This window comes from Anaerolineae bacterium (assembly GCA_014360855.1).
Taxonomy (GTDB): domain Bacteria; phylum Chloroflexota; class Anaerolineae; order JACIWP01; family JACIWP01; genus JACIWP01.
The window spans coordinates 1-14,207 of record JACIWP010000050.1 but is presented as its reverse complement, the minus strand read 5'-3'; the positions used below and the strand labels follow the sequence as shown (position 1 = coordinate 14,207).

General features: G+C 65.7%; 15 protein-coding genes. 3 read left to right on the top strand and 12 right to left on the bottom strand.

Annotated elements, in window-relative coordinates:
* The 3 genes from H5T60_04310 to H5T60_04300 form a co-directional block, all read right to left on the bottom strand.
* Window positions 1–981, bottom strand: a 981-nt coding sequence (locus H5T60_04310; protein ID MBC7241650.1) for a TldD/PmbA family protein, incomplete at its 3' end; no start/stop codon positions are given.
* A 1-nt stretch (window position 982) separates the two neighbouring features.
* Window positions 983–2,350, bottom strand: coding sequence for a TldD/PmbA family protein (locus H5T60_04305; protein MBC7241649.1), 1,368 nt, complete (start codon window positions 2,348–2,350; stop codon window positions 983–985).
* Between the two features lie 119 nt (window positions 2,351–2,469).
* Window positions 2,470–3,528, bottom strand: a complete 1,059-nt coding sequence (locus tag H5T60_04300; protein ID MBC7241648.1) for a site-2 protease family protein — start codon at window positions 3,526–3,528, stop codon at window positions 2,470–2,472.
* Between the two features lie 184 nt (window positions 3,529–3,712).
* Between H5T60_04300 and H5T60_04295 the strand changes: the two genes are divergently transcribed.
* Window positions 3,713–5,254, top strand: a complete 1,542-nt coding sequence (locus H5T60_04295) for a fused MFS/spermidine synthase (protein ID MBC7241647.1) — start codon at window positions 3,713–3,715, stop codon at window positions 5,252–5,254.
* Here H5T60_04295 and H5T60_04290 read toward each other — a convergent pair.
* The 6 genes from H5T60_04290 to H5T60_04265 form a co-directional block, all read right to left on the bottom strand.
* The gene (locus H5T60_04290) at window positions 5,251–5,967 is read right to left on the bottom strand and encodes an N-acetylmuramoyl-L-alanine amidase (protein ID MBC7241646.1); all 717 of its coding nucleotides are present in this window, start codon (window positions 5,965–5,967) and stop codon (window positions 5,251–5,253) included. The two genes, H5T60_04295 and H5T60_04290, sit on opposite strands and share 4 nt — an antisense overlap.
* Before the next feature lie 19 nt (window positions 5,968–5,986).
* Window positions 5,987–6,364 carry a multidrug resistance protein gene (locus tag H5T60_04285; GenBank protein ID MBC7241645.1) on the bottom strand — a complete coding sequence of 126 codons (378 nt, stop codon included), beginning with the start codon at window positions 6,362–6,364 and terminating at the stop codon, window positions 5,987–5,989.
* Window positions 6,333–7,328: a GDP-mannose 4,6-dehydratase gene (locus H5T60_04280; protein MBC7241644.1), complete on the bottom strand. Its 996-nt coding sequence runs from the start codon at window positions 7,326–7,328 to the stop codon at window positions 6,333–6,335. The genes H5T60_04285 and H5T60_04280 overlap by 32 nt, the downstream gene beginning before the upstream one ends.
* A gap of 19 nt (window positions 7,329–7,347) precedes the next feature.
* A complete protein-coding gene (locus tag H5T60_04275) occupies window positions 7,348–8,271 on the bottom strand; it encodes a bifunctional enoyl-CoA hydratase/phosphate acetyltransferase (protein ID MBC7241643.1) in 924 nt (307 codons plus the stop codon).
* A gap of 200 nt (window positions 8,272–8,471) precedes the next feature.
* Window positions 8,472–9,758: a hypothetical protein gene (locus H5T60_04270; GenBank protein MBC7241642.1), complete on the bottom strand. Its 1,287-nt coding sequence runs from the start codon at window positions 9,756–9,758 to the stop codon at window positions 8,472–8,474.
* Between the two features lie 55 nt (window positions 9,759–9,813).
* On the bottom strand, window positions 9,814–10,836 hold the full coding sequence (locus H5T60_04265) for a class I mannose-6-phosphate isomerase (protein ID MBC7241641.1): 1,023 nt from the start codon (window positions 10,834–10,836) through the stop codon (window positions 9,814–9,816).
* Window positions 10,837–11,003: 167 nt separating this feature from the next.
* Here H5T60_04265 and H5T60_04260 point away from each other — a divergent pair, with 167 nt between their 5' ends.
* Window positions 11,004–11,216, top strand: coding sequence for a CooT family nickel-binding protein (locus tag H5T60_04260; GenBank protein ID MBC7241640.1), 213 nt, complete (start codon window positions 11,004–11,006; stop codon window positions 11,214–11,216).
* A gap of 83 nt (window positions 11,217–11,299) precedes the next feature.
* Here H5T60_04260 and galE read toward each other — a convergent pair whose 3' ends face one another.
* Complete coding sequence (galE, locus tag H5T60_04255) at window positions 11,300–12,283, bottom strand: UDP-glucose 4-epimerase GalE (GenBank protein MBC7241639.1); 984 nt, start codon at window positions 12,281–12,283, stop codon at window positions 11,300–11,302.
* Between the two features lie 93 nt (window positions 12,284–12,376).
* Window positions 12,377–12,856 (bottom strand): SRPBCC domain-containing protein, encoded by a 480-nt coding sequence (locus tag H5T60_04250; protein MBC7241638.1) that lies wholly within the window; start codon window positions 12,854–12,856, stop codon window positions 12,377–12,379.
* Between the two features lie 246 nt (window positions 12,857–13,102).
* On the opposite strand from H5T60_04250, the gene H5T60_04245 reads away from it, so the two are divergent.
* Window positions 13,103–13,999, top strand: a complete 897-nt coding sequence (locus H5T60_04245; protein MBC7241637.1) for a radical SAM protein — start codon at window positions 13,103–13,105, stop codon at window positions 13,997–13,999.
* Here the strand turns inward: H5T60_04245 and H5T60_04240 are convergent.
* A partial coding sequence (locus tag H5T60_04240; protein MBC7241636.1) for an energy-coupling factor transporter transmembrane protein EcfT occupies window positions 14,000–14,207 on the bottom strand: 208 nt, incomplete at its 5' end.

Sequence of the window (14,207 nt, the reverse complement as noted above, 5' to 3'; positions counted from 1 at the left end):
GGATCGCTCGGCGTTGCCGGTGGACTGCGTGCCGGCCAGGTAGGCGGTGAAGAGGTCATAGATAAAGGCGGTCACCACCCCTTCGGTCACCAGGGCGGTGCGGCGGGTGGGCACGCCCTCGTCGTCAAAGGGGGCACTGCCGGCGGCGTAGTCGAGCAGTCCGTCATCGTACAGCGTGAGCTTTTCGGAAAAGGCCCTTTTGCCCAGCTTGTCCCCGACAGGGGAGGCGCCCTGCAGGACGATCTTGCCGTTGAAGCCGGAGGCCAGGGATTCGATGAGGGTGCCGCCGGCGCCCTTCGGCGAGAGGATCACCGGCAGTTGTGCGGTGGGGACCTTGGCGGTGCGTTCCGCCAGCCGTACCTTATGGAGGACGGTCTCCACCATAGCGTCGGGGGGGATGTCCAGCCGGCGCGAGGTCTGCCATTCCCAGACGTCCAGCATATCGGTGCCGCGGATCAGGTTCACGCCGAAGCTGAGGGAGAAGCTGGTGCCGCGGTAACTGCCGGCCGCGCCGCGGCTGTTATGCAGGCGTACGGTGCTGACCACTTTATCGAGATGCGCCTCGCACAGCAGCGCGGCGTTTTCGGCGCGTGCCCGATCGATCATGCGCTGGCCGATCTCGACCATCTCATCCACGCTGAGCGCCTCGACTGCCGGGTCGAAGACGGCCGGCGGCGAGGCCTCGATGGTGGAGGGAAGTTCAAAGCCGGCCTGCGCGCCGAACTGGGCGGCGGCCAGGGCATCGCGCACCAGGTCCTCGGGGTTTTCCAGCAGGGTGGTGCTGGCCAATCCTATCTTGCCGCCGGCGATGACCCGCAGGGCAACGCCCCGGCTACGGTGTGTTCGCAGTTGTTTCAGCCGATTGGCCTCGAAGGCCACCGGCGTCTCCACGCTCTCGACCGAGAAGACCTCGGCCTGTTCCGCTTTGCGCCGGGCCAGCTCCAGCACCTGCTCCGTGAAGTCCTGCAGTGTCATGCCCATGTCATTCGCCTCCCACCACGACGTTGCGCACCCGGATGTGGGGACTGCCCTCGTCCACGGGCAAGGGGCTTTGCCCGCCCTTGCCGCACCCCCCGCCGCTGTGGTTCCAGCGGAAATCGTTCCCGATGGCCTCGATATTAGCCAGGGTCTCGAAGACGTTGCCGGTCAGGTTGACGCCGCGCACTTCCTCGGCGATCTGGCCGTTGCGGATCATGAAGGCCTGGGCGGCGGAGAAGGTGAACATCTCCATGGTGGTCTCGCCGCCGTAGGCATCTTTGGCGTAAATGCCCAGTTTGATGTCCGACAGCATGTCCTCGAAGGGGACGGTGCCGTTCTCGATGGCGGTGTTGGTCATGCGCACCAGCGGCGGGAACTGGTAGTTGATGGCGCGGGCGTTGCCGGTGGGGGCTTCGCCCATTTTGCCGGCGGTCTCGCGGGAATGGAGCCGGCCGACCAGCACGCCCTCGCGAATCAGGTAGGTCTTGTGCGCCGGCACCCCCTCATCATCGTAGCGGTAGGAGCCGCGCAGGCCGGGGACGGCGGCGCCGTCGAAGACGTTCAGCTCCGGCGGGCCGAAGCGCCGGCCCAACTGCATCAGCTCCCGCAGACGCTCGTTCTCGTAGACATGATCGGCCTCGGAAAGGTGTCCGAAGGCCTCATGGATGAAGACGCCGGCGAGCCGTGGGTCAATGATGACGGTGTACGTGCCGCCCTTGACGGGTTTGGCGGACAGCAAGCGCACCGCCCGCCGGGCCACGTCTTCCACCTCTGGATGCAGGTTTTCGAGGGCGCTGAAGTCGCCGGCACTGCCCCGGCTGAGGAAGGCCTGCTGGACATCGCTTCCGTCCCGCGCCACCGCGACCACGACCAGCGACATGTCCACCATTTCCTGCTCGATGTAGCTCCCCTCGGAATTGGCGAAGTAGGTGCTGCGGGACAAATCATGGTAGCGGATGATGGAGGTCTGGATTTTGTCGGATGTCCGCCAGATGACCTCGTTGTACTCATCCAGAAGGCGTTTTTTCTCGGCGAGGGGGATCAGGCGGGGGTCTTTGCCCAGCGCCGGCCGCACGATATCCACCACCGGCTCCGCCGGCGCGAAGCGGGTCTCCTCGCGCCCGACCAGCCGCGCCTGATGTACCGCTAGCTCGACGCTGGCGCGCAGGTCGGCCAAATCGTTGAACGAGACGAACCCCCATCCCCCTTTGACCAGGGCGCGCACCGCGCCGCCCAGGCCGGTGGTGCGGCCGACCTGTTCGATCTCGCGCCCGCGGTAGGAAAGGTGGGTGGATTCACTGCGCTGGAGCCGAATTTCGACGTAATCGGCGCCGGCGCCGGCCTTCAGGGCATCAGCAAGTTGGTCGCGCATACGAGATTCTCCTCCATAATGGGGCGTTGGGAAGCACGCTGCACGGGAGCGATGGCGGCTGGAGGCAGGATGGAGGAGTGGATTGTCGAAGCCTCACCATTGTCACCCGCCGGCTCGTGTCAGAGCATGTTGCTCCAGTCCACGCTGGGCAGTGGATTCACGATGTCAATGTACGTGATGATAACCAGCAAGGAAATGAGGAGCATAAAGCCGATGAAATGGATGCGCCCCTCTTGTTCAGGGGGAATGCGCTTGCCGCGGATCGCCTCAACGATGACGAACAGGATGCGCCCGCCGTCCAGCGCCGGCAGGGGCAGGAGGTTGGTAATGCCGATGGCGGCGCTGAGCACCCCCATGAGCTGGAGGATGGGGAACCACCAGTCCATGGCGATGGACTGCTGGACGGCGCCGCTGGCAAGCTGGGCGATGCCCACGGGGCCGATGGGGCGGGCCGCTTCCAGCGGGATGATGCCCCGCAGGAGCAGGATGGGGACGGAGAGGGTCAGATAGATGACCTGGCCGGTCTGTATGAGGCCCTCCAGGATGGCCTCGCCCCAGGTGAGTTTGGGGCCGAGATAGAGGCCGATCTGCGCCCGGCCGGCCTCCGCGTTGAACTCCGGCGTCACATACAGATCCACCGTCTCGTGGTTGCGGCGCACCGTGACCTGCACGGGTTGGCCGGCGCGTGCGCCGACATAGTCCACGAACTGCGCCGTCGTTTGGACGGGGATCCCGTCCATGGCGATAATGACATCGCCGGACTGAAAGCCTGCGGCAACCGCCGGGGTGTTCTCGATCACGCCGGTGACGCGGATGCCGTCGCCGCTGGCCCAGCCCAGGCCGAAGGCCAGGATGAAGCACAGCACCGCCAGGACAAAGTTCATGAGGGGGCCGGCGGCCAGGATGGCGGCGCGCACGCGTTTGGGCTGATTGGCCAGGCCGTCGGGGACGTTCGGGTTATCCTCGCCGGCCAGGCGCACGAATCCGCCGAACGGGATGGCGTTGATGGTGTAGAGGGTTTCCCCGCGCCGGCCGATGGTGAACAAACGCGGGGGATATCCGAAGCCGAATTCTTCCACGCGCACGCCGGCGCGCTTGGCGGCCAGAAAATGTCCCAGCTCATGCACGAACACCATGATGCTCAGGACGACGAAGAAAGAGACAAGGGTAAGTATCATTGTTCTGCATCAACCTCGCCTTTTGCGGCCATTATAACGTCGAAACAGGGAGAAGACAAGTTTGCGGAAAACTATGATTGTGCGGGATTCGCCCATGCCGCTGACCAACAAGGCGGGCCGGCGTCTTGTCAGAGTGATGGCAACCCCATATAATCATCCCAGGTATCTGCCGCAAGGAGGAATCATGGCCGCACGGCCCCTGCTCCTGCTGACGGTTTTTCTCGCCGGCATGACCACCATGGCGGTGGAAATGGCCGGCTCGCGCCTGCTTGACCCGTACTTCGGCAGTTCGCTCATCGTCTGGGCCAGCCTCATCGGCCTCATCATGCTCTACCTGGCCGCCGGCTATTTCCTGGGCGGCCGGCTGGCCGACCGCTGGCCCCACGAGCGCGTTTTTTACCGCCTCACGACCTTGGCGGCCTTCTGGGTGGGCCTCATTCCCTTTGCCGCTCGGCCGGCCCTGCGCCTGGCCGCGCACGCCATGGCCGGTTATCAGGCCGGCTTGCTGGCCGGCTCCCTGTTGGCGGTGCTGATGCTCTTCTCCGTCCCCATCATCCTGCTGGGCTGTGTCTCGCCGTTCGCCATCCGGCTGGCCATGCGGGATGTGGAGCGGGCCGGCCGCACCAGCGGCCGCATCTACACCATCTCCACCGTCGGCAGTCTCGTCGGCACTTTCCTGCCGGCGCTGGCGCTGATCCCCAACATCGGCACCCGCGCCACGTTCTTCCTGACCAGCTTCGTCCTGCTCATCCCCTCGCTGGTCGGGCTGGTGCTGGCGGAGCGCCGGCGCGCCCTCCTCTACCTCCTGCTCCCCGTCGTGCTGACCGCCTGTGCCCTCTGGCAGGGCAGTGCCCCTATCAAGGAGACGGAGCACCTGATATTTGAGACCGAGTCGGCGTATAACTACATCCAGGTGCTGGACATGGATGGGGTCATTGCACTGAAGCTGAACGAGGGGGAGGGCATCCATTCCGTGTACGACCCGCGTGAGGTGATGACCTTCGCCACCTGGGATTATTTCCTCATCGTGCCCTATTTCAACCCGCCGCCCTATGGGCCGGAGCGCGTGGGGTCCCTGTGCATGATCGGCCTGGCCGCCGGCACCATCCCCAAGCTCTACACCGCCGTCTACGGCCCCATCCCCATTGACGGGGCGGAGATTGACCCCGCCATCATCGAGGTGGGCCGGCGCTACTTCGCCATGCATGAGCCGAACCTGAACGCGGTGGCGGAGGACGGCCGGCGCTTCCTGGCCCAGAGCCAGCGGCAGTATGACGTGATCGCTATTGACGCCTATCGCCCCCCATACATCCCCTTCCACTTGACCACGCGGGAATTCTTCGAGGAAGTGCGCCGGCATCTGACGCCGGACGGCGTTGCCGCCATCAACGTCCTGCGTACTTCCACCGACACCCGACTGGTGGACGCCCTGGCCTCCACTATGTTGACGGTGTTCCCCAGCGTCTTCATCATCCACGAACCGCTGTACGGGCATGACCTGGGCAACAGCATCGTGGTGGCGACCAATCAGCCGGCCCAGGTCGAGAACTTCGCCGCCAACATGCCCCTGCTGGCCGGCCATCCCGTCCTGCAGGAGGTGGCGCGGCGGGCCGCTCCTCATATTGTGCCGGCGCGCTTCACCGGCCCGGTCTTCACCGACGATAAGGCGCCAGTGGAGCAGGTCGTGCACTCCATTATTTTCCGCTATGCCCTGGGGCGGGATTAAGGGGCAGCCGGCGGGGTTTCTTCCAGGAAGGCGATGATGCCGCGGGCGATGCCGCGGGCGATAATGTCCGGCCGGTGGGTCAGCAGTTCGCGATCCCCGCCCATGAAGCCGATCTCGATGATGGCGCCGGGCGTGTTCGGGGATATCTCGCGGAAGGCGTGATACTCGCGCATATCAAAGGTGATGGTGTCGTAATGCGGCTGGAGGCCGGTGACGGCCGCATACTCCCGGTACAGCGCCGCCACCAGCCGGTCGGCCTGCTCACCGACGGCGCTCTCCGGTAAACGCGCGATCTTGAAGCCGCTCAGGTCGTAGACGCAGGAATCAGTATGGATGGAGAGGAAGGCATCCGCGGAGTAGCCTTCCAGCTTGGGGTCGAACTCCGCCAGGAGGTCCACGGAATAGCCGGCGCGCCGCAGGAGCACGGCGGTGCGCTGGGCGACATCGTAGTTGATCTGCACCTCTTCCAGCCCATCGGGACAGACGGCGCCGGAATCGTGCTGCCAGTGGCCGGCCACTAGCCCGATCCGCCGGCCGCCCCCGCTGAACATGCGCTCCAGCGCGGACCACAGGCCGTCCGAAGCGCTCAACTGCGAGCCGAGCTGGAAGAGCAGGAAGACGCCGACCAGCACCACCAGTGCCAGGAGCCACTGCCCCAGCAGTTTCTTCCCGCGGGAGCGCCTGGAAGCGGAGGATGTTCGGCGTTTGGCCACACCTTTCCTCCCAGCGGGGTCAGGATTGGGCGACCAGAGCCACCCCGACGATGATGAGCGCCATGCCGGCCCAGCGCAGGGGCGGGATGGCCGGCTCGTTCAGGAACAGCCAGGCCGCCAGCGGCACCAGCACGTAGGTCAGCGCGATCATGGGGTAGGCATAGCTCAAGTTGGCGCGCGACAGCACGATGAGCCAGATGAAGGCGCCCACGCCGTACATGGCCAGCCCCAGCAGGACCAGCGGGGTGGTGGTGAACATGCGCCAGATGCCGGCCAGTGGGTTGGCGAAGAAGGCCGCGTCAATTTTGCCGACCTCCATCATGCCGCGCTTTAAAGTAAGCTGGCCGGCGACCGACACCAGCACGTCAAACAGGATCAGCAATATCGTTTTGGTCATGCTCGAGACCTCGGAAGTAGTCTATGACGCTCTGCAGGGTGTCATCCAGACTGTACTGCGGACGGTACCCCAGCAGTCGCTCGATCTTGGAAATATCGGGCACGCGCCGCTGGAAATCCTCAAACCCCTCTTCGTAGGCCTGTTCGTACGGGATGAAGACAATCTTCGATGGGCTTGCGGTCAGTGTCTTGACCCGCTGGGCCAGCGCCAGGATGCTGATCTCTTCGGTGCTCCCGACGTTGAAGACCTGCCCCACCGCCGCCGGCGCCTCCGCCAGTCCGATGATGGCGCGCACCGCGTCGCGCACATCGAGGAAACAGCGCGTCTGCCGGCCATCCCCATATACGGTGATGGGTTCACCGCGCAGGGCCTGCCGCACGAAGCGGGGCACCACCATGCCATAGCGCCCCGTCTGGCGCGGCCCGATGATGTTGAACAGCCGGAAAATTACGGTGGGCAGGCGGTGCTGTTTATAGTAGGCCAGCGCCAGGAACTCATCCATGGCCTTAGAGCAGGCGTAGCTCCAGCGGCTGCGCGTGGTCGGTCCCAGCAAACGGTCATCGTCCTCCCGGAACGGGACCTGCACCCCTTTGCCGTACACCTCGGAGGTCGAGGCCAACAATACCTTACAGCGGTAGCGGTTGGCCAGGCGCAGTACCATGGCCGAGCCGTACACATTGGTCTCAATGACCTGCACGGGCCGGCTGACCACCAACTGCACCCCCACTGCCGCCGCCAAATGAAAGATGACATCGCACTCGCTCACCAGCCGGTCCATGACGGTCTCGTTGGTGATGGTCTCGATGGCGAAGCGGAAGGAAGGGTGACCGACCAGGTGCGCGATGTTCTCGAAGCGGCCGGTGGAGAGGTCGTCTATGATGGTAACCTGGTGTCCCTGAGCGAGCAGGGCTTCTGCCAGATGACTGCCGATGAAGCCGGCACCGCCGGTGATGAGCGCGCGCAATCCCTGTATGCCCCCTTAATCAGGATGAATGCCGGCGCTGATGGTGGACGATGATGGCCGCCATGGCCAGCGAGAGGAAGCGGGTTTCCGCCGTGTCCGCCCGGGAGCTGATGAGGATGGGCACGCGCGCCCCGACGACCAGGCCTGCCATCTTGCCCTGGCCGAAGTACTGGATGGATTTGGCCATGATGTTGCCGGAGACCACATCGGGCACGATGAGGATATCGGCGCGGCCGGCCACCGGCCCGGAAACGTTCTTGACGCGCGCCGAATGGGGCGAGATGGCCACATCGAGGGACATGGGGCCGTCCACCACCGCGCCCTCCACCCATCCGTCGCGTGCCATACGGCTGATGGCCAGGCTCTCAATGGAGACGGGCAGGCTGGGGTCCACGTCCTCGGTGGCCGAGAGGATGGCAACCCGGGGGCGTTCCAGCCCGAAGCAGTGGGCCACGTCCACGGCGTTCTGGATGATCTCCACCTTCTGGTAGATGTCCGGGCGCACCACCACGCCGCTGTCGCTGATATAAATGAGACGGTCCATGCGGGGGATCTCGAAGATGCCCACATGGGTGAGCAGACGCCGCTCCCGGATGCCGCCCTCGCGGCGCAGGGCGGCGATCAGCAGTTCGTCGGTCTTGATGTTCCCTTTGACGATGACGTCGGCGCGCGCCTGGGCAGCCAGGCTGACCACGTCGAAGACCGCCCGCTTGGGTTCCGGTTCGTTGAGCACGGTGATGCCGGACAGGTTCAGGCCGTTCTCCTCGGCGATCTGATAGATGAGCCGCTCATCCCCCACCAGCGTGGCCTCGATAATGCCCATCTGATGGGCCTGGACCATTGCCTGGAGCACCTCTTTATGGGCAGCGGCCGCCACAGCCGCCCGCACCGGGCCGTTCTTTTGTGCCTGTTCCACCATCTGCGCGAACGTGGAGATGATCATATGCCAGCCCCCTCAGCGAACGAACGGGTACGAACACTGCTTCAGGCTTCCAAACACTCCATGTTTATAACACATCTACAGCACTGGGTCAAAGAAGCGGAGATACAGGTGTTGAAAAAGTACAGCCGGCACGTCCGGTTCCGCATCTCATCCTGCTGCTCTGCCGGCCCATGACTTTCGCCGCCGGCGGTGTATGTGCGCTACTCCAGGGCATCTCCTGTCAGGAAAAAGGGGATGGCCGAAGCATCCTCCGCTGGGCGCGGCGCCGGCGCATCCGCCACCCCCACCAGGGCCGCCCACAGCGGCGCTTCCGGGTCTGCAGATGTCCAGGCTCCAATGACAAAGGGGGCCGCCGGCGCCAACATGGCTTCCATATGCGAGGCGATCTCGCGAATCTCCGCCAGGGTTAGGTCCGCCGGCCCTTCTACCAGGTATAATGCCCGGGCGAACTGCCGGCGCAGGCCGCTCCTTTCCCCTGCCCTCCGTAACTGCGCACATACTTCTTCTGCCCGACGGGCGCCGGCGCTTTCGGCGAACAAGAGCTGGGGCGCGCCGGCCGTGCCCAGCACGGCGCGCAGGCTGGCCAGGTCCAGGGGGAACAGCCCATGGCCGAGCGCCGAAGCCGCCAGGCCGGCCGCCAGCCGCGCCAGGCGCTCCTCCATCCGCCGCAGGCTTTGCGCGGCGGTGAGGGACAGGCCCTCCTGCAGGAGCATATCATTGGGGAGTGCCAGCATGCAGTGGGCCGATTCCCGGAGGCCGGCCAGCCCTTCTTCCGCCGACAGCCGCCGGCGCTGTCCCTCGAAGCTGAAGGGCAGGGTCACGATCCCGATGGTCAGGGCGCCGGCGTCGCGTGCCAGGCCGGCCAGATACGGGGCCAGCGCGGTGCCCGTGCCCCCGCCCAGGCCGGCCAGCAGGATGACCATGTCCGCGCCGGCCACCGCGCCGGCGAGGGTTTCATGGCAGGAGGCGGCGATGCGGCGGCCCAACGACACATCGCCCCCCAGCCCATAGCCCTCCGTCCATTCACTGCCCAGCACCAGGTGATGGTCGGCTTCGGCGGTCAGCACCTCGTGGGCGTTGGTGCCGGCGGCGATAAGCTCCGCCGGCAGGGGGAAGCGCCGGCGCATCTGTGTCAAGGCGCGCGCACCGATTCCACCCAACCCGATGACGCGCACGCGGGGCGCGACCAGGGCCGGGTCCAGGGGAAAGGGAAGGCCAGCCAGGCGGGTGAAGGGTGCCAGGCTCTGGGCCAGCCAGGCGCGTGCGCCGGGCACCAGGCGGTAGCGGAGGGTTGGGGCACCACGGCGCGCCGGCCGGCCCTCTTCCGGCTCCGCCTCGATCCACCCCAGGCGCTTGAGGCGCGTGATTTCCGTGCGGATGCTGGCTTCGCGCAGGCCGGTGCGCTGGACCAGCTCCGCTACCGAGAAATGGGGGAGCTGGAGGATCTCCTGCCGGACGCGCAGGCGAACTTGCCCTCGCTGGGCCATCGGGATCATCCTGCCCTACGTGTCAGATGGCCCCATCATAATACACGCCGGCGCATCAGGCAAGCTCTGCCGGCGGGAGGTATATCCGCAGGAACAACGCGGGGCTGGCCGCTTCCCAGCTATATGCGCCCAGGCTCGCCGGCAGGAGGATGAACCGCACGCCGGCAAGCTCCCGCCGGCCGCCGGCCCATTCCAGCGCCGCCGCGCCGCTCAAGATGCCCCAGATCTCCAATGTTTCGCCCTCGCAGGTGCCCTGCCAGCGCGCGCTGGCGTCCAGCGCCCAGCGCTCCACCGCGAAATAGGGGCACTGCGCCAGCAGTTCGCCGCGTGCGCCGGACGGAGCCGGCAGGGGCACTGGCTGGGCCGGCCGGCGCGCGGTGAAGCCAAAATCTATCACGTCCAGCGCCTTGTCCACGTGCAGAGGGCGCGGCAGGCCGTGCGGCCCGAGCCGGTTCCAGTCATAGACGCGGTACGTGATATCGGAGGTCTGCTGTATCTCCGCCACCAGCACCCCGCCCAGCAGGGCATGCACGGCGCCAGCCGGCACCAGCACGGCGTCCCCTGTCCGCACCGGCAGAAAGTGCAGGCATTCCTCCAGCCGGCCCTCTGCCAGGGCGCGGCGGAACCGCTCCCGGTCCACCCCTGGCCGAAGGCCGTAGATGATGCGGGCCTCCGGCTCCGCGTGCAGGAAGTACCACATCTCCGTCTTGCCCCATTCGCCGGCCTCGTGCTCCGCCGCATAACTGTCGGGCGGATGCACCTGCACGCTGAGCTGTTCGGCAGCATCCAGGAGCTTGATGAGCAGGGGGAAGCGGCCTTTGGCGAGGGCGGCTTGGGCGCGCCGGCCCACCAGCTCCTCGCCATAGGCCTCCATGATTGCGGTCAGCGGCTGTCCTGCCAGGGGGCCGGCGTCCACCCGCGTGGGGGAATCGGGATGGCCGCTGATTTCCCAGCTCTCGGCCACGGTCGCGGCCGGCGGCAGGGTGCGGCCCAGCCTCTCCAGGCCGCGCCCACCCCACATGTACTGGCGGTATTCCGGGTGGAAGGTCAATGGATATAGTGCTGTTCGCCGATTCATGGTCCGGTCCCCCTTTCCGATGCATGCAATCTATCACGAGGTCGCATGGGAGCCAAATTTGGCCGGCCCGTGCGGCGGCTGAAGGTTGAGGCCATTTGACAGCATCCCACCCCGGTGTATACTTTTTGACGTATCCTGCGTGGAGAATGAGGAGGCTGTGCGCCCATATGTGCCAGGCAAAGGTCTATCTGGATGCACCGCGGGACGAGAACCTGATCATGGAGGATGTCGCGCATATCCTGCGCGAGGCCGGCAATGATGCCCATGCGGAAACGCTGGTGCTGGTGAACCTGTTCGGCGAGGAAAAGCGCGTCGAGGGCCGCATCGCCAGCATTGACCTTCTGCGGCATTACGTGATCATCGAGCGGGAGGAACCCTGAGGCGCCGGCGTCATAGGGGACGAAACGGATCGGGCAGGAGCGAATATGCCGCTCCTGCCCGCGGTGCTTGTGCAGGGTATCTTTCAGCGGTCGCCGTAGCCCTGGGGGTGCCGGCGGTGCCATTCCCAGGCGCTGGCGACGATGTCCTCCAGGGCCGGCCAGCGCGGTTTCCAGCCCAGCTCGCGCTGGATTTTGGCGGAGCTGGCAATGAGCACGGGCGGGTCCCCCGGCCGGCGCGGCGCTTCCACCGCTGGGATGGGATGGCCGGTGACGCGCCGGCAGACCTCAATGACCTCCCGCACGGAAAACCCCTGTCCGTTCCCCAGGTTGTAGATCAGCCGTTCGTGCTGGTCGAGCGCTTCCAGGGCCAACACGTGCGCCGCCGCCAGGTCGTCCACATGGATGTAATCGCGCACACAGGTGCCGTCCGGAGTGGGATAGTCCGTGCCGAAGATGGCGATGTGCGGGCGTTGACCGAGGGCTACCTGCAGGGTCAGCGGGATGAGATGCGTCTCGGGATGATGGTCCTCACCGCGGTCGGGCCGGCCGCCGGCGGCGTTGAAATAGCGCAGGGCCGCATAGCGCAGTCCGTGGATGCGCCCGTACCATTCCAGCATGCGCTCCACCATGAGCTTGGATTCCCCGTAGACGTTCACCGGACGCAAGGGGGCTTCTTCTGGAATGGGAATTTCCTCGGCGATGCCGTACACGGCGGCCGTGGAGGAGAAGACCAAGCGCGGGACGCCGGCGCGCACGCAGGCTTCCAGCAGGTTCAGGGTGCCGCAGACGTTGTTGCGGAAATAACGCCCCGGCTCCTTCATGGATTCGCCGGCCTCGATAAAGGCGGCGAAGTCCATCACGGCATCCGCCCGAAAGCGCCGCAGGGCTTCCTCAATTTGTCCCCCGTGCGCCAGGTCTCCCTGCACGAACCCCGCGCCGGCCGGCACCGCGGCGCGATGCCCCTTGACCAGGGAATCGAAGACCATCACCTCGTGGCCGGCATCCAGCAGGCATTGGGCGGTCGCACTGCCGATATAGCCGGCGCCTCCAACGATCAGCACGCGCATCGTTCGCTCACCTCCGATGAAAAGATGGATGGTTGTTACGAGCTGTCATGGGCCAGGGGGCGTTTGGAGCATGCATTCAATCCGGCCGGCGGGCTACAGGCCGGTGATGAATCCCTTGTCCCAGGAGAAGGTCCGGCCCGGTGTGCGCAGATCAATACCTCCCTCGGCGATGGACTTCAACGTGAGCAGGTGCATGGTCCAGCCGACCAGCTCCTCGATCTGCAGTTCGGCCACGGCGGTGGAGTCGCCCACGTAGGTGCATTGGAGCTTCAGAATGGTGACGGTGTTTTGGCGGGAGAGTTCGAAGGTGATCTGGACCGCCGGCCAGGTGAAGCCGAAGCGCCGCGGGGGATCGAAGGCGGTCACCTTGTGCACGGAAATATCCTCCGGCCGCGGGTTGGGGCTCCATACCAGACGAAACTCGGCCTCTTCCTCGATGGTGCCTTCGCAGGCCAGGGCAAACCAGCGGGGGATGCCCTGAGGGGTGGCGAGCAGTTCCCAGACGGTCTGCTGAGGGGCGTAGATGGGAACCTTTAGGGTGGTGCGGTTGTGTTGAATAAATGGGATGGCCATGGACGAACCTCCACGGACACGCGGCGTGGCTGTCCCGTCGGCTGAATGTAAATCCATTATACCATCAAATGCCGGCGGAGACAATGTCCAACAAAGGTCACGGCAACGACTGCGAAGCCGGCCGGCGCGAGCCGTGGCGCCGCGCCAATTTGACACGGACGCCGTCTTCCATACAATAAATGTTTGCATTTTACTCAATCATTGGCGCCGCAGTCTGTCAGGCGCCCAGTACAGGAATGCCAAGTCATGGAGTCCGAACCGGATTTTGCCGCCATCCCCGCCGCTCTGCGGGAGAAAGTCACACAGGGCTGGGAAGTACGCCAGCGCCATTTTCCAGGCCGGCGCATCATCTTCGATTACCCGGTAGACACCGCCGTGGTCAGCCTCACGGGCACATCCTGCGCCCTACGCTGTGCCCACTGTAACGCCCGCTATCTCGAGCACATGCTCCCCATCGAGCAGGCGCTGGAAAAGGCGCCGGACGCTCCCAGCTATCTGATTTCCGGGGGAAGCGACCGCGCCGGCAAGGTGCCGGTGACCTCTCATTTGGATGAGATCGCCAGGCTGGCACAGCACGGCCGGCTGAACTGGCATGTCGGCCTGATTGATGAGAGCGAGATGGACGCCATCGCGCCCTATGTGCACACGGTGTCCTTCGACTTCGTGGGAGACGACGAGACCATCCGCGAGGTGTACGGGCTGGAGCGCACGGTGGAGGATTACGCCCGCACCTTTGTCGCGTTGCGCCGGCGCTTCCGCGTCGTGCCGCATATCACCATCGGCCTGCGCGGCGGCGCCATCGGCCATGAACTGCCGGCCCTGCGCATCCTGCGGGATATGCCCCGTTTCGACACGCTGGTCTTCCTGGTGCTCATCCCCACCGCCGGCACCGCGTACGAGGGCCGACAGCCGCCGGCGGTCGAGACCGCGCTGGACATCATCCTGGAGGGCCGGCTGATGTTCCCCGACGTGGAGATTTCCCTGGGGTGCATGCGGCCGCGCGGCGAATACCGCGATCGGCTGGATCCGCTGGCGGTATATGCCGGCGTCAACCGCATCGTCAGCCCGGCGCGCCCCGCGGTACAGGCCGCCGAAGCGCTGGGCCTGCAGATCGAGCGCCGGCGCGAGTGCTGTATCTTCTAGCTACGCCTCCGGTACCACGCCGTATCCTTCCAGCAGACCCAACTGTGCCATTCCCCAGACGATGACCGCCGCGGCCAGCACACAGCCGGCCAGGAAGGCCCAGTCCATGGGGCGCACATGCACATCCCGGTAATAGGTGCGGCGCGGCCGGGCGCCAACGGCCTGGGAATCCATGGCGATGGCCACCCGCTCCGATTTGCGGATGGCG

What these genes read in the sequence shown, in the direction of transcription:
- H5T60_04305 (MBC7241649.1), bottom strand. Translation starts at nt 2,350, where the DNA reads ATGCGCGACCAACTTGCTGATGCCCTGAAGGCCGGCGCCGGCGCCGAT.
- H5T60_04300 (MBC7241648.1), bottom strand. Translation starts at nt 3,528, where the DNA reads ATGATACTTACCCTTGTCTCTTTCTTCGTCGTCCTGAGCATCATGGTG.
- H5T60_04295 (MBC7241647.1), top strand. Translation starts at nt 3,713, where the DNA reads ATGGCCGCACGGCCCCTGCTCCTGCTGACGGTTTTTCTCGCCGGCATG.
- H5T60_04285 (MBC7241645.1), bottom strand. Translation starts at nt 6,364, where the DNA reads ATGACCAAAACGATATTGCTGATCCTGTTTGACGTGCTGGTGTCGGTC.
- H5T60_04275 (MBC7241643.1), bottom strand. Translation starts at nt 8,271, where the DNA reads ATGATCATCTCCACGTTCGCGCAGATGGTGGAACAGGCACAAAAGAAC.
- H5T60_04270 (MBC7241642.1), bottom strand. Translation starts at nt 9,758, where the DNA reads ATGGCCCAGCGAGGGCAAGTTCGCCTGCGCGTCCGGCAGGAGATCCTC.
- H5T60_04265 (MBC7241641.1), bottom strand. Translation starts at nt 10,836, where the DNA reads ATGAATCGGCGAACAGCACTATATCCATTGACCTTCCACCCGGAATAC.
- H5T60_04260 (MBC7241640.1), top strand. Translation starts at nt 11,004, where the DNA reads ATGTGCCAGGCAAAGGTCTATCTGGATGCACCGCGGGACGAGAACCTG.
- galE (MBC7241639.1), bottom strand. Translation starts at nt 12,283, where the DNA reads ATGCGCGTGCTGATCGTTGGAGGCGCCGGCTATATCGGCAGTGCGACC.
- H5T60_04250 (MBC7241638.1), bottom strand. Translation starts at nt 12,856, where the DNA reads ATGGCCATCCCATTTATTCAACACAACCGCACCACCCTAAAGGTTCCC.
- H5T60_04245 (MBC7241637.1), top strand. Translation starts at nt 13,103, where the DNA reads ATGGAGTCCGAACCGGATTTTGCCGCCATCCCCGCCGCTCTGCGGGAG.